Annotated in this window: 22 protein-coding genes, 1 tRNA gene and 1 pseudogene; 15 read left to right on the top strand and 9 right to left on the bottom strand. The window is 59.2% G+C overall.

Going from position 1 to position 20,517, the window contains the following annotated elements:
• Window positions 1-285 precede the first annotated feature (285 nt).
• The 7 genes from DMP17_RS08445 (at window position 286) to DMP17_RS08415 (ending at window position 9,475) form a co-directional block, all read left to right on the top strand.
• A complete protein-coding gene (locus DMP17_RS08445) occupies window positions 286-1,530 on the top strand; it encodes a tyrosine-type recombinase/integrase (protein ID WP_337828627.1) in 1,245 nt (414 codons plus the stop codon).
• Complete coding sequence (locus tag DMP17_RS08440; protein WP_337828626.1) at window positions 1,527-2,768, top strand: tyrosine-type recombinase/integrase; 1,242 nt, start codon at window positions 1,527-1,529, stop codon at window positions 2,766-2,768. The genes DMP17_RS08445 and DMP17_RS08440 overlap by 4 nt, the downstream gene beginning before the upstream one ends.
• The gene (locus tag DMP17_RS08435; protein ID WP_337828625.1) at window positions 2,761-3,159 is read left to right on the top strand and encodes a type II toxin-antitoxin system RelE/ParE family toxin; all 399 of its coding nucleotides are present in this window, start codon (window positions 2,761-2,763) and stop codon (window positions 3,157-3,159) included. The genes DMP17_RS08440 and DMP17_RS08435 overlap by 8 nt, the downstream gene beginning before the upstream one ends.
• Entirely contained in the window at window positions 3,146-3,475 is a 330-nt protein-coding gene (locus DMP17_RS08430) for a helix-turn-helix domain-containing protein (RefSeq protein WP_337828624.1), read from the top strand. Before DMP17_RS08435 ends, DMP17_RS08430 begins: the two co-directional genes overlap by 14 nt.
• A gap of 88 nt (window positions 3,476-3,563) precedes the next feature.
• Window positions 3,564-5,996 carry a TerB N-terminal domain-containing protein gene (locus DMP17_RS08425; protein WP_337828623.1) on the top strand — a complete coding sequence of 811 codons (2,433 nt, stop codon included), beginning with the start codon at window positions 3,564-3,566 and terminating at the stop codon, window positions 5,994-5,996.
• Between the two features lie 3 nt (window positions 5,997-5,999).
• The gene (locus DMP17_RS08420; protein ID WP_337828622.1) at window positions 6,000-7,304 is read left to right on the top strand and encodes an ATP-binding protein; all 1,305 of its coding nucleotides are present in this window, start codon (window positions 6,000-6,002) and stop codon (window positions 7,302-7,304) included.
• Complete coding sequence (locus tag DMP17_RS08415; RefSeq protein WP_337828621.1) at window positions 7,301-9,475, top strand: DEAD/DEAH box helicase; 2,175 nt, start codon at window positions 7,301-7,303, stop codon at window positions 9,473-9,475. The genes DMP17_RS08420 and DMP17_RS08415 overlap by 4 nt, the downstream gene beginning before the upstream one ends.
• 319 nt (window positions 9,476-9,794) lie before the next feature.
• On the opposite strand, the gene DMP17_RS08410 is transcribed toward DMP17_RS08415, so the two are convergent.
• Both DMP17_RS08410 and DMP17_RS08405 read right to left on the bottom strand, forming a co-directional pair.
• The gene (locus tag DMP17_RS08410) at window positions 9,795-10,127 is read right to left on the bottom strand and encodes a hypothetical protein (RefSeq protein ID WP_337828620.1); all 333 of its coding nucleotides are present in this window, start codon (window positions 10,125-10,127) and stop codon (window positions 9,795-9,797) included.
• Window positions 10,118-10,276 (bottom strand): hypothetical protein, encoded by a 159-nt coding sequence (locus tag DMP17_RS08405; RefSeq protein ID WP_337828619.1) that lies wholly within the window; start codon window positions 10,274-10,276, stop codon window positions 10,118-10,120. Before DMP17_RS08405 ends, DMP17_RS08410 begins: the two co-directional genes overlap by 10 nt.
• Before the next feature lie 138 nt (window positions 10,277-10,414).
• Here DMP17_RS08405 and DMP17_RS08400 point away from each other — a divergent pair.
• The 4 genes and pseudogenes from DMP17_RS08400 to DMP17_RS08385 form a co-directional block, all read left to right on the top strand.
• Window positions 10,415-10,617: pseudogene (locus DMP17_RS08400) on the top strand (IS5/IS1182 family transposase); the annotation flags it as partial.
• A gap of 306 nt (window positions 10,618-10,923) precedes the next feature.
• Window positions 10,924-10,997: transfer RNA gene (locus DMP17_RS08395), tRNA-Gly, on the top strand.
• Between the two features lie 140 nt (window positions 10,998-11,137).
• Window positions 11,138-11,488 carry a BA14K family protein gene (locus DMP17_RS08390; protein ID WP_337828618.1) on the top strand — a complete coding sequence of 117 codons (351 nt, stop codon included), beginning with the start codon at window positions 11,138-11,140 and terminating at the stop codon, window positions 11,486-11,488.
• A gap of 246 nt (window positions 11,489-11,734) precedes the next feature.
• Window positions 11,735-12,103: a hypothetical protein gene (locus tag DMP17_RS08385; RefSeq protein WP_337828617.1), complete on the top strand. Its 369-nt coding sequence runs from the start codon at window positions 11,735-11,737 to the stop codon at window positions 12,101-12,103.
• Here the strand turns inward: DMP17_RS08385 and DMP17_RS08380 are convergent.
• Window positions 12,087-12,707 (bottom strand): TetR/AcrR family transcriptional regulator, encoded by a 621-nt coding sequence (locus DMP17_RS08380; RefSeq protein ID WP_337828616.1) that lies wholly within the window; start codon window positions 12,705-12,707, stop codon window positions 12,087-12,089. The genes DMP17_RS08385 and DMP17_RS08380 overlap by 17 nt on opposite strands.
• 43 nt (window positions 12,708-12,750) lie before the next feature.
• Here DMP17_RS08380 and DMP17_RS08375 point away from each other — a divergent pair, with 43 nt between their 5' ends.
• Window positions 12,751-13,770, top strand: coding sequence for an NAD-dependent epimerase/dehydratase family protein (locus DMP17_RS08375; protein WP_337828615.1), 1,020 nt, complete (start codon window positions 12,751-12,753; stop codon window positions 13,768-13,770).
• 13 nt (window positions 13,771-13,783) lie between these two features.
• Here DMP17_RS08375 and DMP17_RS08370 read toward each other — a convergent pair whose 3' ends face one another.
• Window positions 13,784-13,942: a hypothetical protein gene (locus tag DMP17_RS08370; protein WP_337828614.1), complete on the bottom strand. Its 159-nt coding sequence runs from the start codon at window positions 13,940-13,942 to the stop codon at window positions 13,784-13,786.
• Between the two features lie 119 nt (window positions 13,943-14,061).
• Entirely contained in the window at window positions 14,062-14,889 is an 828-nt protein-coding gene (locus tag DMP17_RS08365) for a DUF4274 domain-containing protein (protein ID WP_337828613.1), read from the bottom strand.
• 99 nt (window positions 14,890-14,988) lie between these two features.
• Between DMP17_RS08365 and DMP17_RS08360 the strand changes: the two genes are divergently transcribed.
• Together DMP17_RS08360 and DMP17_RS08355 are read left to right on the top strand one after the other, a co-directional pair.
• Window positions 14,989-15,762, top strand: a complete 774-nt coding sequence (locus DMP17_RS08360; RefSeq protein ID WP_337828612.1) for a DUF72 domain-containing protein — start codon at window positions 14,989-14,991, stop codon at window positions 15,760-15,762.
• A gap of 41 nt (window positions 15,763-15,803) precedes the next feature.
• Window positions 15,804-16,262, top strand: a complete 459-nt coding sequence (locus DMP17_RS08355) for a COG3650 family protein (RefSeq protein WP_337828611.1) — start codon at window positions 15,804-15,806, stop codon at window positions 16,260-16,262.
• Here the strand turns inward: DMP17_RS08355 and DMP17_RS08350 are convergent.
• The 4 genes from DMP17_RS08350 to DMP17_RS08335 all read right to left on the bottom strand — a co-directional run bounded on the left by DMP17_RS08350 (window position 16,237) and on the right by DMP17_RS08335 (window position 19,154).
• Window positions 16,237-17,352: a saccharopine dehydrogenase family protein gene (locus DMP17_RS08350; RefSeq protein ID WP_337828610.1), complete on the bottom strand. Its 1,116-nt coding sequence runs from the start codon at window positions 17,350-17,352 to the stop codon at window positions 16,237-16,239. The genes DMP17_RS08355 and DMP17_RS08350 overlap by 26 nt on opposite strands.
• Window positions 17,349-17,744: a thiol-disulfide oxidoreductase DCC family protein gene (locus DMP17_RS08345; protein ID WP_337828609.1), complete on the bottom strand. Its 396-nt coding sequence runs from the start codon at window positions 17,742-17,744 to the stop codon at window positions 17,349-17,351. The genes DMP17_RS08350 and DMP17_RS08345 overlap by 4 nt, the downstream gene beginning before the upstream one ends.
• Window positions 17,741-18,448 carry a DUF4166 domain-containing protein gene (locus DMP17_RS08340; RefSeq protein WP_337828608.1) on the bottom strand — a complete coding sequence of 236 codons (708 nt, stop codon included), beginning with the start codon at window positions 18,446-18,448 and terminating at the stop codon, window positions 17,741-17,743. The genes DMP17_RS08345 and DMP17_RS08340 overlap by 4 nt, the downstream gene beginning before the upstream one ends.
• Before the next feature lie 109 nt (window positions 18,449-18,557).
• The gene (locus tag DMP17_RS08335; RefSeq protein WP_337828607.1) at window positions 18,558-19,154 is read right to left on the bottom strand and encodes a GbsR/MarR family transcriptional regulator; all 597 of its coding nucleotides are present in this window, start codon (window positions 19,152-19,154) and stop codon (window positions 18,558-18,560) included.
• A gap of 100 nt (window positions 19,155-19,254) precedes the next feature.
• Here DMP17_RS08335 and DMP17_RS08330 point away from each other — a divergent pair, with 100 nt between their 5' ends.
• Window positions 19,255-20,502: an NAD(P)/FAD-dependent oxidoreductase gene (locus DMP17_RS08330; RefSeq protein ID WP_337828606.1), complete on the top strand. Its 1,248-nt coding sequence runs from the start codon at window positions 19,255-19,257 to the stop codon at window positions 20,500-20,502.
• The last annotated feature ends 15 nt before the right edge of the window (window positions 20,503-20,517 follow it).

Here is a 20,517-nt window from a genome sequence, read left to right as displayed (position 1 = left end):
ATTGATCTCAAAACCACGAGGAGGAATCCATCAGCGCTTCCTCCTTTTTTCCTGTTCGCCCGGCTTGAACAGCTTCCCGGCAGACGATCAGGTTCCCATCACCCGTCCGCTTGCGCCTCTTGCAGGTCCATTTTTCGAGTCCGCTCCCTCCTGGCTTTTCCCATCATCCGGATCGCCGCCAAAAAGCCCGAGAGTGATAGCACACTCCACGCCGCCATGCGGCAGAAAGAGATTATTAAGCAATAGGTTAAGCGAAGTTGTTCCTTTACGAAGAGGAGCAAGTCAATGCAAGCAAATGGCTATCTGCTACCAGAGAATGAAGCCACGAATCAGTTCAGTAAAGGGCGCGGGAGTGGTGAAAAGGCCAAACCGTCGAACCGGGTAAGGCTCAACGGCAACTTAGTCCGCCGCAAACCGGGCAAGCGCATCCGCGAGTATTGGGACATAGACCTGCCTGGCTTTGGCCTTCGGGTAAATCCCGGCGGCAGGCGAACGTGGTTTGTCCTGTTCCGCCAGCGCGGCAAGCTGCGGCGGGTGTCGCTTGGAACTTCCCGCGACATCTCGCCCGCCACGGCCCGACGCCTCGCGCGGGCGAAACTGGCAGAGGTGGCGCTGGATGGGCTGCCGACACGCAAGAAGGCCCGCGCTGCGCAGAAGAGCGATGCGCCGTTGCTGCGTGATTACGCCGAACGCTTCTGGGCTGACTATTCGCGACACTGGAAACCATCGACCCGCAAGCGCAACGAGAGCGCCATCTTCAAGGAAATCCTCCGCGCGTTCGGCGACCGGCGCATCGACGAACTGGCGAAGGGCGACATCCTGTTCTGGCGCGACAGCTTTGTCGAACGCCCCGGCGTGTTCAACCGCACCCTGCCGGTCTTCTCCGTGATGATGGGATACGCGGAGCGACTTGGCCTGCGACCGCGTGGCTCCAATCCGTGCAAAGGCACGCCCCGTTACAAGCGTAAGCCAATGGAGCGGTTTCTGTCGCCGCATGAATATGCGCGGCTTGCCACAGCATTGCGGGATTACGAGGCCGAGCAGCCGCACTACGTCGCGGCGATCCGCCTGCTGATGTTCACCGGCGCGCGATGCGGCGAGATCGAGCAACTGCGCTGGGAATGGGTGCAGGAACCGCGCCTGATGCTGCCCGACAGCAAGACCGGCGCGAAGATCGTCTATCTCAACCGGCAGGCCGTCGATGTGATCGCAGGCCTGCCAAACCGGAAGCCCACCGGCCTGCTATTCCCCTCGTTCCGCAACCCTGACAAGCCGATCAGTCTTGGCATTCACTGGACTAAAATCCGCAACCGTGCGGCCCTGCCGGACGTCCGGCTGCATGACCTGCGCCACAGCTTCGCCTCGGTAGCAATCCGCGACAACATCTCGCTGATGGTGATAGGCAAACTGCTGGGCCATGCGCTGGCAGAAACGACGACCAGATATGCGCACCTCTCCGATGAGATCGTGGCCGATGCCGCCGAGCGCGTATCCGGCTCGATTGCCTGCCTGATCGGAGTCGGACAATGAATGCGCTGACCCTGCGGGGGATCGTCGCAGAGGAGCTGGGCAGCCTCAAACTCCATGTGATTGGCAAGTGCGGTGGCCTGGGAGAGCTGCGCAAGACCTGCTGGACGCGCGAACTGCCAGGGTTCGGGACGCGGCATTATGCCAGCGGACGCAAGGTCTATATCGTCCAGGCACGAATGGAAGGGCGCACCCGCACGGTGACGATCGGCAACGCCAAGGTGCTCAGCCGCGCGCAGGCATTGGATGTCGCGCGCCGCGTTCTGCTCCGCGCCCAGACCGGCGACAACCCGGCTGAGGATCGCAAGCGGTTACGCAAGGTTCCGTCCTACCGCGACTTCCTCAAAACCTATTGGGAGCGGGTTTCGCCCAAATGGAAACCGTCCACGCTCTATACCCATCGCTATTACAAGCGGAAATATCTCGACCGCGCGTTCGAAGGCCTGTTCCTTGACGAGATCGAGGAACGCCATGTGCAGGAGTGGTTCAACCGGATTACCAACACCGGTGGCCCCGGTGCAGCCAATCGTTGCGGTGAAATCCTGCGCGCCATGTTCAACAAGGCGGAGCAATGGGGCGTTCGCCCCGAAGGCTCGAACCCCTGTCTCTACATTCGCAAGAACAAGGGGCGGAAGTGCGAGCGCTTCCTGTCCGATCAGGAGTTCAAGCGGATCGGGGAAGTGCTCAACCGGCACGGCAAAACCTTTCCGCTGCATTGCGCGGCGATCAGCCTGCTGATCCTGACGGGCTGCCGCAAGTCTGAGATCACCTGCCTCAAATGGAGCGAGGTGCGAGGGCGGCGCTTGCTGCTGACCGACAGCAAGACCGGCCCGCGAACGGTCTGGCTGGGCGAGGCAGCAGCGACGATCCTTCACGCCCTGCCACGCCGGGATAAGCAACATTACGTGTTCTGGAATCCGGCGACCCAGCGCCCGATCACCGATATCGGCAATCTGTGGAGCAAGCTGCGCGACGAAGCAGGCCTTCCCGGCGTCCGCATTCACGATCTGCGGCACAGCTTTGCCAGCCACGCCGCCGCCCACTCTGAAACCCTGCCTATGATCGGCAAGCTGCTCGGTCATGCCGATGTGCGGACCACGACCCGCTATGCTCATCTTGACGATGGGCATGTAATCGAGGCAGCGCAGCGGATCGGCGACCTGATCGAGCAAAACATGAGCGGCTCATATTCATTGAGCCGCAACACTAAGTATGATAGTGGACGGTTGCTGCATGACTGAGAACCCGCGCATCTGCATCTACGCCAACCGCTGGTTCGCCAAGTTCGCGGCAAAGGAAAAGATCAGCGATGCCTCGCTTGCTGATGCCGTGCATCGGGCCGAATCCGGGCTGATCGATGCCGATCTTGGCAGCGGCCTCATCAAGCAACGCATCGCGCGCCAGGGCGGAGGCAAATCGGGCGGGTATCGCTCGATCCTGATCTTCCGCTCGGGCGAGCGGGCCATATTCGTGTTTGCCTTTGCCAAGAGCGACAAGGCGAACCTGAGTGCCGCGGAGCTGAAGGTCTATCGCAAGGCTGCCAGCATCATGCTGGAACTGTGCGAAGACCAGATCGAAACGGAAATTGAAGCAGGCCGATTGGTCGAGGTGAAAGACGATGAGCAAGGCTAAGGCAAAGACCTACAAGAGCGAGGCAATGGCTGCCGTCCACGAAATGATGGAAGGCGTCCACGATGCGGGCAACATCGACAAGCGCACCATGCGCGAGTTCGACGAAGCCTGCCTTGCACCTGCGCCGGTTCTGTCGCCCGACGAGATCAAGGCGATCCGCGAGGCAGAGCACGTCTCGCAGCCAGTCTTCGCGCGCTATCTCAACGTCTCAAAGAACCTGGTGTCGGACTGGGAACGCGGCGCGAAGAAGCCGGGAGGACCGGCTCTGCGGCTGCTGTCGATCATTCAGCGCAGCGGGCTGGATGCGGTGGCGTGACCTATACTGGCTAGGACTTCACCGTCTAAGCTAAGCGGGCCCAGAAAAATCGAGTGATCTCTGATCAAAAGAATGGCAGGCATTGCGTATGTCGATTCTCTGGACAATCATCCGCATTATCGGGCTCTACGTCGCCTCTTTCTTTGTTTGCCTAATAATAGCGGCAATCGTATTGGACAGCCTTCCCGACGCGCTTGAAGCTTTGTTTGCGCTTCTCGTACCGATTGCAATTGTCTGGTGGTACGAAAAGCGTCGCAGCTCGAAGCTTGAGATCGAGAGGTCGGCTGAAGACGGGATGCGACCTACTGACGGAGTGTTGCCCGGCCTACCTGGAGGACCCGGAATTCAGCCTCCGACACCTCGCCAAACCCGCTCTAATCTACAGCCGCCTGACAGGACGCCTCAACCGCCCTCCAAAACAACTACTCGCCGAGACCAAGGCTGGATACCTAAAGGTCAAGCGGTCACGATCGCAGGTCGCACGATTGACGGGATGGTCTATGTTGGCACTCCGCCGCGCATTGGCTCACCCTATTATAGCGAGGTCTGTCGAGCCTACATTGATCCATCGTTATCCGTGGCGCGGGTGGGGTCCGACAAGAACGGCGATAACATGTCGTACTGGCCGGGGTATTCAAGCATTCCTGCCGTCTGCAGAGCCACATATCTTGATTGGCTAGCTGGGGGTCGCCAAGATGGATCAATCAACCCCGGCTATATGTTCCTGTTCTTCTATGGTTTGGAGCGGCGCTTTCTGATCGACCAGACCTCGCAGGAAGAAGGGAGAGATATTCTTGCAGAAGTTAGGCGTCTAAAGAAGCTGTTTTCAGAAAGCCATTCCGCCCAAAGATATCTCGGCGAATTTCTCGATATAGCTGGTGTAGCTGGCTTGGGTGAATTTGAATTCGATGATCCTACGTTAAAGCAAATAATTTTGGATAACAGGAGTTGGGATCTACCATTCTCCTTAAAGTTTGCTCTCGGCGGTCTGATTGCAAAGGGGGCCGCGCTTGATGCTGAATGGGTTTACCTCTGGCTTTCTTGTCATCCCGAGCGCCGGATTCGTACACCGGCTCAGCGCTGTGCAAACGAATTTAAGGAGCTGTTTAAGCTCAAGTTTCATGCCCTCTATCCCGATGGTCTAAAAGTCCAACAGCCCCAAAGCGTGCTGGCAGACCGATACAAGGCAGCATCCGGCGAATTTGAAGGTCCCTTAAAGCCAGCACTCAATGGAGAGCCTGTTCCAGATATTTCTGGCCTCATAGAACCAGTGTTGGTTGCTCAGACGATCGCTGATCAAGCAATGGATGAGCTCGATAAATTCAGCCGGTATCTTGGACGAAATCCAGATGGTCGGGGAACCATTGAAGCACAGGCGCTGCTACCTGCTGAGCTTTGGAGCCTGTTCCCGTCGAGCGAGTTGGAAGAACTCAAGGACTGGGCGCGCGAGCGAGTAGCGGCAGGCGGCCTGGTCCCGGCACTTAATGTGATTTCGCGCCTGGAAGGAGAAACGCCGGAGAAGCTTGGCAAGCGGAACTTGACTGGCGCAGCGGATGCACTCGCCCGTATCGGATTCGGTATGGCTCCAGACCCAAGATTCTCGCTCCGTGGACCGAAGATCGACGAGCCCGTTGTGATCTTCGAACTCGGCGAGCCGGTCGAACAGCTTGAAGACGTCACCCCGGCCTATCGAACCGAATTGTTCGAACTAGCGCTGGCGACCTTCGTCGCACATGCCGACAGCAAAATTGTGGAAGCCGAACGCAGAGCACTCCGTGAAAAGATCGAAGCGGTTAGCGGCCTGACTGAGCTTGAGAGAAAGCGTCTCTACGCCAACCTCGAATGGTATCTCGATGTTCCGCCAGACATGTCATGGCTGCGGAGCAAGCTGAAAGACGCAGACGCTGAACATCACCTCGCCTTGCGCGCTGCGGTAGTCGCGATAGCCCACGCTGACAGCGTGATTCAGTCTGAAGAAGTGGCTTGCATCGAAAAGATCTACAAGGCTCTGGGGATCGATGCTGGCCTCGTTTACGCCGACCTCCATGCTGGCGACGTGCCAGACGGCCCTGTTCGCGTCAAAGCCGCCGAAGCTCAAGCACCAGGCGAACAAATACCGGACGAGCCGAAAGCCAAAGCCGCTTCGCTCGATGCAGCGCGTATTGCCGCTATTCGAAATGATACCGAGCGCGTTTCAAGCGTACTGGGTGAGATTTTTTCGACCGATGAAGAAGTGAGCGACGAGACCAACGCAGCACATGCTCTTCCATCATCAATGACTGGTCTCGATCCCAAGCACGCGATGCTTGTGGAGCAGATAATTCAGCGCGAACATTGGACTGACGAAGAGTTTGAGGAGATCGCCGGCAAGCAAGGGCTCATGCCCTCTGGCGCGCTTGAGGTAGTCAATGAGTGGGCCTTCGATAAATTCGATGAAGCCTTGCTTGATGAATATGACGGATATGAGGTATCGCCGGACATAGCCGATACGTTGAGAGCCGAGATGGCGAAGGGGGATTAATCCATGTCGAGACTGAAGCCGCGCGAACGCGACGCTATTGTTCAGGCGCTACGCGCGGGGGTAGTTCCCAAATTGGGTCTTCGGCACATCCAGGTCGGACGAGCGCGTGAGATCGAAGAACTCGTCAAGGACATGGACCGGATCGCCGATGGCGGTTCAGCCATTCGTTTCATCATCGGCGAGTATGGCTCCGGCAAAACCTTCTTCATGAACCTGATCCGGCTTGTGGCGCTGGAAAAGGGACTGGTCGTCATGTTTGCCGACCTTGCCCCGGATCGACGCATCCACGCGACCGGGGGGCAAGCACGGGGCCTCTACGCAGAGATGGCGCGAAACCTTGCCACTCGAACCAAGCCGGATGGCGGTGCATTGCCAAGTGTTGTCGAGCGGTTTGTCAGCCAGGCCCAGCACGATGCCGAGGCGCAAGAAAAATCGACAGATGACATCATTCGCCAGCGCCTTGCCCATTTTGAGGAGCTGACTGGAGGCTTCGACTTCGCGCAGGTGATCCGCCGGTATTGGGAGGGGCACGAAACCGGCGATGAAGAGCTGAAATCGGCAGCGATCCGATGGCTACGCGGCGAATTTGCGACCAAGACCGATGCTCGCAAGGCTCTCGGCGTTCGCTCAATCGTCAATGACGCCAGCGTCTACGACCACCTCAAACTGATGTCGGCATTCGTCTGTGAAGCAGGCTACAAGGGCTTGCTCGTTGGCCTCGACGAGATGGTCAATCTCTACAAGCTGACCTCATCGCAAGCTCGCAATGCAAACTACGAGCAAATCCTGCGCATTCTGAACGATGTGCTCCAAGGGAGCGCTGAGAACCTTGGCTTCCTCATGGGTGGGACGCCGGAATTCCTCATGAACACGCGGCGCGGCCTCTACAGTTACGAAGCCCTTCAATCTCGCCTCGCAGAGAACACCTTTGCGCGCGACGGATTGGTCGATCTTTCCGGGCCGGTCATTCGACTGGCCAGCCTTACGCCTGAAGACCTTTTCGTGCTTTTGGCCAACATTCGTGCCGTCATGCAGGGCGATGAAGCAATTCTGCCAGACAATGCCTTGGAAGCGTTCATGGCGCACTGCTCGGACAGGATCGGGGAGGCCTATTTCAGAACCCCCCGAAACACAGTCACGGCATTCGTGAATCTTCTGGCGGTGCTCGAACAAAATCCCGGCGTCGAATGGTCGGATCTCATCGAAGAACTCGACGTGGCGGAGGATTCTGGTGACGACATGAGCGACGTGGATGAGAGCGTTGGCGCTGTTCCCGAGAGCGACGAGCTAGCCAGCTTCCGACTGTGAGCGCGGCATTCGACAAGCTGGCTCGACCAATCCAGAAATGGATACGTCAGCAAGGCTGGAAGGAATTGCGCGATATTCAGGCGCGCGCAACTCACGTGCTTATGGACGGCAATCGTGACCTGATTGTCGCTGCCAGCACCGCCGGAGGCAAGACCGAAGCCGCATTCCTCCCGCTACTGTCCCAAGTGCTCGACGAACCCAGTGAGGACTCCGGATTTGATGTTCTGTATGTCGCACCGCTGAAGGCGCTCATCACCGATCAGGCGCGGCGACTTGAAGACATTTGTCGCGATACAGACATGCCTATCACGCCGTGGCATGGCGACGTTTCGTCATCGGTGAAGGCTAAGGCTACCAAGCGACCGAGGGGCGTGCTGCTAATCACCCCGGAGTCTCTTGAAGCGCTATTCATTCGACGCGGATTGGAGATTCCGAGGCTGTTTGGCGCAACGCGCGTAGTCATTCTCGATGAATTGCATTCGGTCCTCGACAGTGAGCGCGGCATCCAGATGCGTTCACTCCTCACGCGCCTGGAAATTGCTCTAAAGAGACCTATTCGCCGGGTTGGTTTGTCGGCCACACTCGGAGATATGGAGCTGGCGAAGGCTTATCTTCGTCCAGACAGTCCGAGTGAAGTCGAACAGGTCATTGCCGAGGGCGGATCAGCCGAATTGCAGCTTCAGCTCCGTGGCTACGTCGCTGGCGACAAGGACGACGAAGGCCCTTCAGCGACAGATGCCATTGCGCAGCATCTATTCGAGCACCTGAGAGGCAGCGACAATCTCGTCTTTGGCGGCGCTCGGCAGTCCGTCGAAATCTACTCAGATCGGTTGCGCGCACTTTGCGAAAAGGAACACCTGCCGCAGGAGTTTTACCCTCACCACGCCAGCCTATCGCGCGAGCATCGAGACTTTGTCGAACGCCGTCTGAAAGATGGTACTACGCCAACGACCGCGGTCTGTACTTCCACGCTGGAATTGGGAATCGACATTGGCGATGTGACCTGTGTCGGCCAGATCGGCGCACCGTTCAGCGTCGCCTCGCTCAGGCAAAGGCTTGGCCGATCAGGGCGGCGACCGGGCAAGCCAGCCATCCTTCGACAGTACGCAGTCGAGGCGAAGCTTACGCCGACGAGCAATTTCTCGGACCGTCTTCGCTTAGGCATAGTGCGGGCTATTGCGATGATCGAATTGCTTTTGGAAGGATGGTGCGAACCGCCGCAGCGAGAGGCCCTGCACCTTTCGACCCTCGTTCACCAGATCCTCTCGGTGATCGCCGAGCGGGGCGGAATACGTGCGCAACAATTGTATGGGATTCTCTGCCAGATTGGGCCATTCCGCCAGGTCGATCCCCAGCTGTTCCTGGATGTCTTGCGAGCACTTGCGCAACCTGAGGTCGCGCTGATTGAGCAAGCCAGCGATGGACTTCTGTTGCTCGGTGCCAATGGCGAAAAGCTGGTCGAGCACCATAGCTTCTACGCCGTATTTCAGACACCCGAGGAATACCGGCTGATTTCCGGTGGTAAGGTGCTTGGAACACTTCCCATCGACAACATGATCGCGCCCGGGATGCTTCTCATTTTTTCGGGCAGGCGCTGGCTGGTGCAGGAAGTTCTCGACCGGGATCGTGTCATTATGGTTGTGCCGGCGAAAGCCGGAGTGCCGCCCATCTTTGGGGGCGACCCTGGTAACATCCATGACCGGGTGATCCAGCGTATGTTCGATGTTCTGGAGGGACAAAAGCGCCCGATCTATCTTGATACGACTGCGCTGGAGCTACTCGACGAGGCACGCAGCAATTACGGCCAACTGCAATTTGCCCCCGGCAGGATTGCGCAGCTCAGCGACAATGCCGCTGTCATAGCGACCAAAACAGGTTCCGTTCGGACAACGACCTTGGCACTCGCCCTTCGCGCGAGCGGCTTCACCGTGCAGACTCACGACGGCTTTCTGGAAGTGTTCGGGAAGGACGAAAGTCCGGAGTTGATCGACGCACTTTCTGCTCTCGCAGATGGCAAAGAGGTGGACCTATTTGCTCATTCACCGAACCTTTTGTTCGAGAAGTTCCATCCGCATTTGACAGAGGAGTTGCTGCAAAAGGACGCTTTGTCTGCGCACCTTGATGCGAGTGGATTGGCCGAACTTTGCCACCTGATCTTGAATGAAGCCTAGACAAAGTCGAAGGGCAATCGTTCACTGACCTTGCCACATTTTGAATACCTTCAGTCCGACGGCTAGCGATGGCCATCTGCTACAAATACACCAGTTTGCGAGTGGGTTTGCTTGCAGGAATTGCTATCACTCAAGCGCCGGATGGGCTAGGAAATCCATGTGAAACCAAGGCCTTTGCCATCGAAAATCTGGCCGGGAAGTGGTCGATCACAACAGTCCAGATAGGGAACAACTTCGCGCACACTCCACGCGACGGAGCGCAAGGGTTAAATAACAGAATATAAAAGATAAACGACCGTTTTTAACCCCTTGTCATTTCTCACTCGCGGAAGAGTGATGCGGCAATTTCGCGAGTGGCAGGGGAGTGATGCGGTGCATTGAGGCGCAGAAACCTGCGGCACACAAATGTTCTTGACATGTTCTCATGAGCGAGTATAGGGGAGTTGCCTTTCGCAAGCTGTGTCCAGGCTCCTTTGTTCAAAAGGAGTGGGCCATGGTACGCCTGTCCCGTATTCAGATTTACGTCTCGCGCGAGCTTTTTGCCCGCGTCCAGTCCGCCGCGCGCAGGCGCAAGCTTTCCATCAGCGAATGGGTGCGACTCGAACTTGCCGCGGCCCTTGATGCCGATGATCTCACCCACAATCACGGACACGCATCGCCCGGATCGAGCGCCAGTCGCTGTTCGCTTTTGTCGGCATCGATGCCCTGCTTGCAGGGCACAGCGACCCCGGCTTGCGCGACCGTGCGCACCAGGCCTTTGCCCGCAAATGCCGCGAAGCGGATACTGAAATCGCGACGCACGAAGGGGACGAGGCATGAAACAGGCGCTCGTCAATTTCACCCGCGCCAGCCAGCTCCTCGGGCATTTCATTTTCATGTTTGCAGCAGGTATGAAGGGGCCGTTGCTTGTCTCGCTGGGGGTTGTCGCTGTGCTTCTGGGCCAGAGAGCCCGACGCGATCATGATCGACGCCACCCACCTCAAAGCCCATCGCACCGCCGCCAGCCTCTTAAAAGCGGGGCTGTTCTCAGACGTATCGGGCGCACCAAAGGTGGGCTGAACTCCCAGCTCTATGCCGTCTGTGATGGACTGGGCAAGCCGATCATCCTGCTCCTGACCGAGGGCCAGATGAGCGACCATACCATCGTTATCGGGGCAACACCCACCACCACAAGAAGTTGGCGCGGTCGAAAATGTGGGGGAAGATACTCGATACCGATAAAAATCGATTAAAACTCAAACTCATACGAACCTTGTTCGATTCAAGCCCTGCCACCACCTTTCTCTCCTCCGACATATCATCACAAGAATGGTTTTGCCGTGTCGCGTTACGTGCGTCATCGCATGGGCTTGCAGATTGCGCGCCGAATCTCTTGACCTTGACGGCGAGCCGTGGCAATCGCCGCGCTCCACTGGCGGCGGACCTTAAGGGAACGCTACGGCCCTTGAGCGGGTATAGCTTAGTGGTAAAGCACCAGCCTTCCAAGCTTGTGATGCGGGTTCGATTCCCGCTACCCGCTCCACTCTTCGCACTATTCCGCGCACCCCATTATTCGGTTTTTGCCGTATTTTTCAGTTTCCTGACAATCCTGGCCATCAAGGGTTCAGGCGCATCGCCTATGCTGTCCACCTTCGAACGATAAGCATAGATGGAGTGCGGAAAATGAAAGGCTGGACCAACAAGATCATCTTATGTGCAGCGGCGCTCGGACTGACCGTGCCGCTGGCAGCAACACCGGCGGCGGCGCAATATCGCGGCGACCGTTACGAGCGCAGCGACCGCTACGAGCGCGGGGATCGTTATGAACGGGATAGGCGCGACCGCTGGGACCGGCGTGATCGCTGGGACCGTCGCGACCGCCGTTATGATAACCGCCGCTACAACCGCTATGACAATCGCCGGTCGAGTTGGCAGCGCCATGTGCGCGCGTGCCAGCGGGCCTATCGCAGCTATAATGCGCGCTCCGACACCTATCGCACGCGCTACGGGCAGGTGCGCCGTTGCAGGCTGTAAGCGTTGCGGCGCGCGCGCGGTGAAAAGCGCGCGCCGCAGCACATAGTCTCAATATATGGCCCATAAAAAAAGGGCGGCCCGTTCCCCGACGCGCCGCCTTTTTTGCGCCTGAACCACCGCCACCTGCGCCAAAATTGATAAGGGAGCAGTTGAAAATCCGCCGCAAACAAATATCTTGGACCGGCACGCGGCATCCATCGGGGGTGCCGTCATCGGGGCGGATGCCCCTCACGGAGTATCGCCGGGTTGAAAAAGACATGGCAGGGATTGCGCGACTGGATTTCGCCGCCCAACGAGAATGAAATTCTCGTGCGATTGGCCTGTGCGCTGCTCACCGAGCGCGCGCGCGAATGGCATTTTGTGCGCGACAATTTCCTCAGCAAAACGCTGATCCATAATGGTAGTGGCATTGCGCTGGATTTCAGCTTTTCGTCCTGGCGCACGATGAATTTTTTCACCGAAGCCAAGCTTGCCGACCATAACCGGCCTGCGGGTAATCGCATCGAACTGACGCGCGCACAAAAGCGCCGCCTCAAGGCCGCCTATCAGGCCCGCAGCAATGTCGACTTGCGCAGTCTTGAGAAAACGCTGGATCGCCTCACCGAGCCGCAATGAGCGCAACGAGGCGCGGTGTGACAGCGTCAAGCACCTGTTTTCTATTGCTTTCGTCGCCGAATAAATTGTCGAGGGCTAATCCCGCCAGTCCGTGCACGAGCGCCCAATGTGCCATGGTGCGGTCCATTGCCGGGTCTTCGAGCGTGACTTGCTCTGCATCTTCGCCCCGCACCACATGATCCAGTGCGACAAAGGCACGCTGTTTGGCTGCGAGTAAAGCAGCATCCTCCATATCAAGGCGGGCGCTACGCCACATCAGGCCGAAAAGGGCTGGCGCGCCGAGGGCGAAGCGGATGTAGGCGGTTCCTTGTGCTTGCAACCGCAGCGCATCGTCCGGCGGGGCATCCATATTGGCTTGCTCCAGTGCAGAGGCGAGGTCGGTAAAGGCCGATGTCGCAAGCGCTGTCAAAAGCGCGCGGCTATCCGCGAAATGATGTTTGGGCGCTGCGGGTGACACACCGGCACGCCGCGCCGTTTCGCGCAGGCTGAACCCTTCGACGCCCTTTTCGGAAATGAGATTGATGGCGCTGTCGAGCAGCGATTGGCGCAAATTACCATGATGGTAGCTCTGCCCCATCTTGACACTGTTAAGATTGTCCGTCATGAAGGCAATCTATTCACTGTAAAGATTGAGTGCAAGAGGATATATGGACAAGGTTCTGGTAACCGGCATTTCCGGCTTTCTTGGTGGTCATGTGGCGCGCACCTTGCTTGAGCATGGCTATCAGGTGCGTGGAACGTTGCGTGATATTGAGCGGTCACATGCGGTGCGCACGGCCCTGACCCGCGCCGGAGCAGATATTAGCGGGCTCGAATTTGTGGAGCTTGACCTTCTTGATGATCATGGCTGGACCGAGGCAGTGCAGGGGTGCCGCTTTGTCCAGCATATTGCCTCACCCTTCCTGCTCACTGTGCCGAAGGACGCGCAGGAGCTGATCCGGCCCGCTGTCGAAGGTACGCAGCGGATAGTGACTGCGGCGCTGAAGCAGGGGGCGGAGCGCATTATCCTTACCTCCTCGCTTGCAGCGATTGATGGCGGGCATGACGATTATGACGTCCTGTTTGACGAAACCATCTGGACCAATATCTCAGGCCCCTATGTCAGCGCCTATGCCCGGTCCAAGACGATCGCAGAACAAGCGGCGTGGAATATAGTGCAGCAAGCGGGACAAGATACGCGGCTTGCCGTTATCAATCCGGGGACAATGTTGGGGCTGCTGCTTGATGAAGATGTCGGAACCTCCGCCCGAATTGTCCAGCAATTGCTCGAAGGGGCAATGCCGATGCTTCCCGACCTTATCCTGCCTTATGTCGATGTGCGGGATGTCGCCGATGCACAGGTCGCGGCAATGACGGCCACAAATGCAAGCGGCAAGCGGCATATAATCACCAATGCTTCGATGTCGCTGCCTGCTCTTGCACAGATGTTGAACGCAGAATTAGCCCCCGAAGGGCGCAGCATAAAAATAAGGCCTATGCCGACATGGTTGGCCAAATTATTTGCGCATTTCGATGCCGCCCTCAAAGGGAGCCGCACCTATCTTGGCGTTCAGCGCCGATATGACGGGCATAGGGGCGAACAATTGCTTGGTCGGCCGTTGAGAACGACAAGGGAAGCCGTGCTGGCGACCGCAGCAAGCTTGGTAAACCTATCTTCCGATATTTGACCCTATTGCGGGGCTATGGATTAGCGGTCAGCGCCGGAATGACCCACACCAATGTCATCGCGATAATCGCCAAAACAAGCGATATGCCAAGCACATAGCGCACGATATGCGGAGTCGACCCGCCGCGCGCTTCGGTGGGGGTGAGTTCGACTTCGTCTCCATGGCGTTCCATCGAAAATCTTCCTCGGTTGTTATAAAGCTTAGGAATAACGTGCGGGGAGGGCCAAGGGTTCCGCGCGCGTCGCGCTGACGGAATAGATATGTAGAATCAATGCGCCGCCCGTGCGTAAATTACGCGACGGGGGCGGAAGCATCCAGCCAGCGGTTGAGCGCCGCTTCGGTGTCGCGGTCGAACCGCTCGACCAATACCAGTTCGCCGCTTGCGCGCGTCGGCACCTTATAAGCGTCCCAGTCCATCCGCTCTTCGCGGTAAAGCTTGTCGAGCCGTTCCGGAAAATGTGGTTGCACCAGATGCTCGTCGAACGCGAATTGCGCCGGGGCAAAGTCTTCGGCTTCGAACCGGCCCGCAATATGTTCGGCCAGATCCGCAACCAATAGGTCATGATCTTCGGTCGGCTCGGCATCGCCAAAGGGAAGATAATCTTCCGCCTCGCCCGATGCCCAGAACAGCATCGCCGCGGTTCCGGCGTCACAACGCGGATGCTGGGCAATCCAGGCCAAGGGCGCGATGCCGCGTTCCCAATCCCAATGCGCGGCAAAATAATGCCATACCGCAGGGTTTTGGGCTTCCAGCCAGTGGATGAGTGCATCATGGTCGCCCGCTGCCGTTGCCGCCGGTGCCGCCATCGGCTCCAAGCTGTGCGTGCGCGCATCACCGGTCGGGAAAGGCGCAGGTGTTGCCATGCGCGGCGGAGAGGGCGTCGCGGCTTCTTCTGCGGACAGATCCTCCGCCAAGGCTTCCACTGTTTCCTGGGGTGCAGGCGTAAAGCCTTGCGTTGCCGCACGGCGGCCTTCGGCATCATTGGCAAGCGCGGCTTCGCGCACGCGCGCCAAGCGGCCGGTCATATCCGACGGGGCTTGCGCTTCGGGCGCTTCGTCCGTTTTCGCGCGACCAAAGCCGCCAAATGATTTCAATAGCCGTGACGAACCAAAATCCATCGCATAGTCCCCCTGTGCGGACCGGCTTTAATCGCTATTGGTTTACATTAGGTTAGTCGCGAAAATGATGGTTTAAAGGTGGCGAAAAGGAACGCGCATATGGCAGGCACGACAAAAAGCGGAACGATCCGCAGCGGAACCGGCGGGTGGAGCTATGAACCTTGGCGCGGCGTATTTTACCCCGAAGGCTTGCGGCAAAAGGACGAGCAGGCTTATGCGACCGCGCATCTGACCGCGATTGAAATCAACGCGACCTATTACCGGCTGCAAACACCCAAAAGCTTTGCAGCTTGGGCCAAGGTTGCGCCGGACGGCTTCCGCTATGCTTTGAAAGCATCGCGCTATGCCACCAACCGCAAAATCTTGGCGGAAGCGGGCGATTCTATCGCCAAATTTATCGGGCAGGGCCTCAGCGAATTGGGGGACCGGTTGGGGCCAATCGTGTGGCAATTTGCGCCCACCAAATTATTTGATGCGGAGGATTTCGGTGCATTTCTCGACTTGCTACCCGCTAGTGTCGACGGCCTGCCGCTCGCCCATGCGCTTGAGGTGCGGCACCCAAGTTTTGATTGCCCCGCTTTTGTCGCGCTTGCCAAAAAGGCCAAGGCGGCCATCGTCTATGCCGACCATCCCGACTATCCGTGCATCGACGCGGACACGGGCGGCTTCCGCTATGCGCGGCTGATGCAGGCGCGCGAGGCGGAACCGACCGGCTATGCGTGGTCGGAAATTGCGGATTGGACTGAAAAGGCGTATGATTGGGCCAAGGACGGCAAGGACGTCTATATGTTCTTCATCAATGGGGCCAAGCTGCGCGCGCCCGCCGCAGCGATGGCGCTGATTGACCGTATGCGGGCGGAGGAAGAAACATGAAACGCGCAATATTAGCAGCAACCGCTGTGGGATGCGGGCTCATGCTGTCCGCCTGTGACAAGGCCCAAGCCCCTGCACCGGCCGCAGAAGGGGCGACCACCGGCCCTACGGCCCTCACCCCTGCGGAACAGATACGCGAGGCGGAGGATAAAAAGGACGCGGCAGAACCTTCCAAAACGGAACAGCCGAAAATGGCGGCCGCGCTGGGAGCGGTTCAACGCTTCAAGGCGCTGGGCACCGAGCCTTTCTGGAATTTCGACATTGACGGCACTACAGCCAAATATGTGACGCCCGAAAATGAAGCGGGCACCAGCTTCAATGTCGAGCGCACCGATTCCGCGCAAGGCGTCGCTTTTGCAGGGGCGATGGATGGCAAGCGGGTGACCATCCTCATCACGCCGGAAAGCTGTTCGGACGGTATGTCCGACCGCACCCACGCTTATACGGTAAAGGCGATGATCGACGGCAAACCGCTCAACGGCTGCGCGAACCCTGGCTAATCCCGTGATGGAGCGCGAGGCCGTCAAACAAGGGTTGGAACTCGGTCAGCGTGAGCAGCCCGCCTGCATCGCGCGCGCCATCGTCGACGCTCCCGCCTACCAGTTTGCGCGCGAGTAATTCGGCGGCAAGGGTCGGGATTTCCGGCCCGTCGCCCTGTTCTGCGATCAAGGTCCAGCGTCGTTCGACCGGCTCTTGGTCCCGCCACCCTGTGACGATGACGTGCATCGCCGACCGGTCGCCGCCCCAATGGCGCGTTGCCTGCACAAAGGGCAGGACCAGCGGCGCGAACGGGGTGAGCGCCCGCATGAGCTTTGCACGCACGAGGAAGCTTGCCAGCCATAGCCCGATCATCTGGAATCCCAATTCGGTGCCTGCGCGGAATGTGACGGCGGGGCGTCCGGCGACGCGGGTTGGAAGGAGGTCATGGTCGGGAATATCGGCGAGCGCGATCCACCGCCCGTCAAGGCGCGTGCCGTCCGGTGCTTTGAAATCGACGCGGCCCAATGCGCTCCATCCGGCTTTGCGCACTAGGCGCTCGCCATCCCATAAGGATAGCGGGCGTCCGGCATAAGACAGGATCGCGCGCGTCACCGATTGGCCGGCGCTCGCTTTGTTGGAGGCGCTGATCGCCATGTCGATGCGGGTAGCGGAGGTGAGGCCCTCCATCAATGCCCGCACGACCGCGCCGGACAAGGCGGGGACACTCGACGCGCCAGTTACAAGCGCCACGCCTGCGGCCTTGGCCTTATCGTCCAGCGCCGCAAAGCCGGTGACAAATTCGCGCGCATCGGCAAGGTCGAGATAGGGGATGCCCGCCGCGATGCAGGCCAGCGGCACCGCATAGCTGCTCCCTTGAAACGGCCCCGCCGCGTCAATGACAAGATCGGGATGTTCTTGCGCAAGAAGTGCGTCCAGCGGCTGGTTGCGGTCGACCACAAGGCCGCACGCATTGGGGAGCGTTGCGGCGAATTGCGCGGCTTTTGCACCATTGCGCCCACCAACCAACAGGCGCGTCCCGCTATCCGACAAGCGCCTCGCGAGCCGCGCGCCAAAACCGCCATAACCGCCGATGAGGAGAATATGCTTCACAGCAAGCGGTCCTCCCATTCCTTGCGCGGCACAAAACATTGTTCTTTCCGGCCGAACAAGCGGTAGCGGTTGCGCGCTACCCAGCGATAGGCGGCATCGCGGATCGGCGCGGGGATGAGTCGCGCGGCCCCCGCCAGCCGCCAAGGCCAGCCAAGCTTTTCAAAAATGGCGATGACCGCATCGCTCTGCCGCCGCACGCGCGCGCCGTCGAGGAGGATAATCGTGTCGGGGTTGGCCGCATCAACGCCCGCATCGCGCATCAGTGCTGCCCCCGCTTCGCCCTGCATCGCCGCCAGCCGGAACAGGCCGCGCTTGTCATGCCGCAACACAAAGTGCGCATTGGCCGAACATAGCACGCAATCACCATCAAAAATGAGGATAAGCGGGTTCACGCCGCTTCCCCTTCCGGATCGGCGAAGAGCGCGAGTTGGTGGAATAATTCCCCGAACAAAGGATGCGCGAGTTCCAGCACGAAGGCAAAGCGCCCGCGCCCCTGTTCGTCCGCGCCGCAATCAATATGGCTGACCGTCAATTGGCCTGGCTCCATCCAGCGCGGGAGACGCACACGCACCCCGCCGAGCCGCACAAAATAATGGTCGCTAACGAACAATAAGGCTTGCTCCGCAACCTCCAGCCTGAGCGCGATGCCGATGCCATAACCTAAATATTCTTCCAGCCCCGTGGGTCCGGCAAAACGTTTGACGCTATGGATGGTTTGGGGAAAATCGCCCGCGCGGGCATAGCTGCGCGTCCAATATTGGGAGAGGCCCGACGCATCGCCCGTTACCGAAACCTGTGCCGCGCCGCCCGCATCCTCGCCGAGCGGGAGCGGTGCGCCGACAAACCGGGCAAGTTGCGCAAAGATTTTGCCGATCAGGCTCATGCGGCAGGAGACGACTTCACCGACATAGGAAACACAGGCCCCGCCCGCGACCTTGCGGGCAAAGCGGGCTTGCACGGCCGGCGGAAGCGCGGCCCATCCGGCGGCTCCGAGCAGGCGGCGGAACGGGTGGGCATCGGCGGCGGCGCGCGCTGCCGGGACCGGATGCCAGCTTGCAAAGCGGTGACGGATTGCGATGGCAGCGCCCTTGTCCATAATATTCCTCCCTTTCCTCTTTGTTTCGATATTTCTGTATTGAGTGAAATCGTCAGTTAAAATTTTTTGCCCCGGACATAAGCGCCGGGGCAAGGCGGTTATGGCGGGCCTAAGGCGTTTTGCTCCCCGGCAGGAAGTTCAGCACCTTGCGGCCCAATTTGATCGCGGTGAGCAATTTGGCGGGCGGGACATTGATCATGTCATCATGCCACTGGTCCATGGTCGTCACAAATTCCTGCATCGCCTCGATCCGCTTGCGCGCGACCGGGCTGATCGAGCTATCCTGCTCGGCCTCGGCGCGGCAGATTTTGAGCGCGGCGACCGCCGGGTCAACCTCGCGCTGTTTGCGGCCCTTGGCGATGGCGGTGAGCATCTGCCACAAATCCACTTCGGCTTCGAAATGTTCGCGCCGGTCGCCGAGCATCGGCACGCGGCGGATAAGCTGCCAGCCCATCAATTCCTTGAGGCTGTTCGACGTATTGCTGCGCGCAATGCCCAACCTGTCGCTAATCTCTTCCGCATTGAGCGGGCGTTCGCTCAGATAAAGCAGCGCGTGGATTTGCGCGACCGAGCGGTTGACGCCCCATTGCGTTCCCATCTCGCCCCAATGCAGCACAAACTGGCGGACGGCGGGGGGGAGCGGTGCGCTGTCGGCTGAGGCCGGAGCGGCGTTGAGGGCGGAATCATGTTCAACAATTTCTGTCATGACAGAAATATGTGACATTCAGACATTTCTGTCAAGAGAGAAATTTGACCTTTGCAAGCCGCCGGGAACTATGCGGCAAATATTTGCGTTGGCTTGGCTTATGGACAAGGATCATTCTCCCGAAACGAGCGCATTGGCGCTCACCGAAACCCGCGATTTGCGCAGCGGCGATGTGGCTTGGACGCCGCTTGCCGCTTTTGCGCGCGAGCCGGACCCGTTGCCGGACAAGGCGGATATTGTCGTCATTGGTGCAGGCATTATGGGCGCTACGCTCGGCGAGCGGCTGAGCGCGGCGGGGCATGATGTGCTGTTTCTCGACCGGCATCCGCCCGCAACCTCTTCGACGGCCGCCTCCACCGCGCAGGTGATGTGGGGGATGGATATGCCGCTCACCACATTGGCGGCGCGTATCGGTGAAGAGGCCGCAGCGCAGCGGTGGCGTGATGTTTATGCGGCGGTGCAGGGCTTTTCCGACTATATTGACGCCTTGGGTATTAATTGCGGCAAAGCGGATATTCCGACGCTCTATCTCAATGGCAATAAGCTGGATGCAGCGGGACTGGCCGCCGAGGCCGCCTCGCAACAGCGCCACGGATTGCCGGTGCGGTTTGAAGCCGCAGAGGCGGTCGCGGCACGCTTTGGCATAACCCCGCGTCCCGGCACTGTGTCCGATGGCGGTTTCGAAGTGGATCCGGTGCGGCTCGCGCTTGGCCTTGTCGATACCGCACGGGCGCGCGGGGCAAAGCTCTGCTTTCCCCATGATGTCACCGCGCTGGCGGCGGATGCGGACGGTGTGACGCTGACATTGGCACAAGGCACCATCCGCGCGCGCCATGTGGTGCTGGCGAGCGGCTATGAGCGGCCGCTTTTTTATCTGCCGCCCGCTTTTTCGCTCCTGTCCACCTTCGTCATCGCGACCCCGCCCGATTTTGCAGAGGCGCACGAACAGGTGATGATCTGGGAGGCAGCCGATCCCTATCTTTATGTCCGCACGACCGGTGATGGCCGCATTGTCGCGGGCGGCGAGGATAGCGACCAGCAACGCGCGCGCGTGCGGGACAGCCAAATCGCGGAAAAAAGCGGCACCATCCTCGCCAAACTCGCCGCCCTTCTGGAGCGCGACGATCTGGTGGTCGATAAAAGCTGGGCCGCGACATTCGGTACCTCGCCCGACACTTTGCCAGCCTTGGGGCCAGCCAAGGGCGGGGCAGGGCGGGTATGGCTGAGCTATGGCTTTGGCGGCAATGGCATCGCCTTTGCAGCCCTTGCCGCCGACCTTCTCCCCCGCGCACTTGCAGGCGAGCCGGTGCCGGAACTGGCCCGCTACGACCCTTACCGTTTTTCGTGAAACGTGGGACCGGCT

The sequence above is a fragment of the Pseudonocardia sp. TMWB2A genome (assembly GCF_017312135.1).
This window is presented reverse-complemented; position numbering and strand designations above follow the sequence as displayed.

Excerpts from the sequence above, each read along its gene's own strand:
- DMP17_RS08370 (WP_337828614.1), bottom strand. The coding sequence starts at position 13,942 with ATGGAACGCCATGGAGACGAAGTCGAACTCACCCCCACCGAAGCGCGC.
- DMP17_RS08330 (WP_337828606.1), top strand. The coding sequence starts at position 19,255 with ATGGACAAGGATCATTCTCCCGAAACGAGCGCATTGGCGCTCACCGAA.
- DMP17_RS08435 (WP_337828625.1), top strand. The coding sequence starts at position 2,761 with ATGACTGAGAACCCGCGCATCTGCATCTACGCCAACCGCTGGTTCGCC.
- DMP17_RS08445 (WP_337828627.1), top strand. The coding sequence starts at position 286 with ATGCAAGCAAATGGCTATCTGCTACCAGAGAATGAAGCCACGAATCAG.
- DMP17_RS08420 (WP_337828622.1), top strand. The coding sequence starts at position 6,000 with ATGTCGAGACTGAAGCCGCGCGAACGCGACGCTATTGTTCAGGCGCTA.
- DMP17_RS08430 (WP_337828624.1), top strand. The coding sequence starts at position 3,146 with ATGAGCAAGGCTAAGGCAAAGACCTACAAGAGCGAGGCAATGGCTGCC.
- DMP17_RS08380 (WP_337828616.1), bottom strand. The coding sequence starts at position 12,707 with ATGACGGACAATCTTAACAGTGTCAAGATGGGGCAGAGCTACCATCAT.
- DMP17_RS08390 (WP_337828618.1), top strand. The coding sequence starts at position 11,138 with ATGAAAGGCTGGACCAACAAGATCATCTTATGTGCAGCGGCGCTCGGA.
- DMP17_RS08335 (WP_337828607.1), bottom strand. The coding sequence starts at position 19,154 with ATGACAGAAATTGTTGAACATGATTCCGCCCTCAACGCCGCTCCGGCC.
- DMP17_RS08375 (WP_337828615.1), top strand. The coding sequence starts at position 12,751 with ATGGACAAGGTTCTGGTAACCGGCATTTCCGGCTTTCTTGGTGGTCAT.
- DMP17_RS08440 (WP_337828626.1), top strand. The coding sequence starts at position 1,527 with ATGAATGCGCTGACCCTGCGGGGGATCGTCGCAGAGGAGCTGGGCAGC.
- DMP17_RS08365 (WP_337828613.1), bottom strand. The coding sequence starts at position 14,889 with ATGGATTTTGGTTCGTCACGGCTATTGAAATCATTTGGCGGCTTTGGT.
- DMP17_RS08425 (WP_337828623.1), top strand. The coding sequence starts at position 3,564 with ATGTCGATTCTCTGGACAATCATCCGCATTATCGGGCTCTACGTCGCC.
- DMP17_RS08355 (WP_337828611.1), top strand. The coding sequence starts at position 15,804 with ATGCTGTCCGCCTGTGACAAGGCCCAAGCCCCTGCACCGGCCGCAGAA.
- DMP17_RS08340 (WP_337828608.1), bottom strand. The coding sequence starts at position 18,448 with ATGGACAAGGGCGCTGCCATCGCAATCCGTCACCGCTTTGCAAGCTGG.
- DMP17_RS08360 (WP_337828612.1), top strand. The coding sequence starts at position 14,989 with ATGGCAGGCACGACAAAAAGCGGAACGATCCGCAGCGGAACCGGCGGG.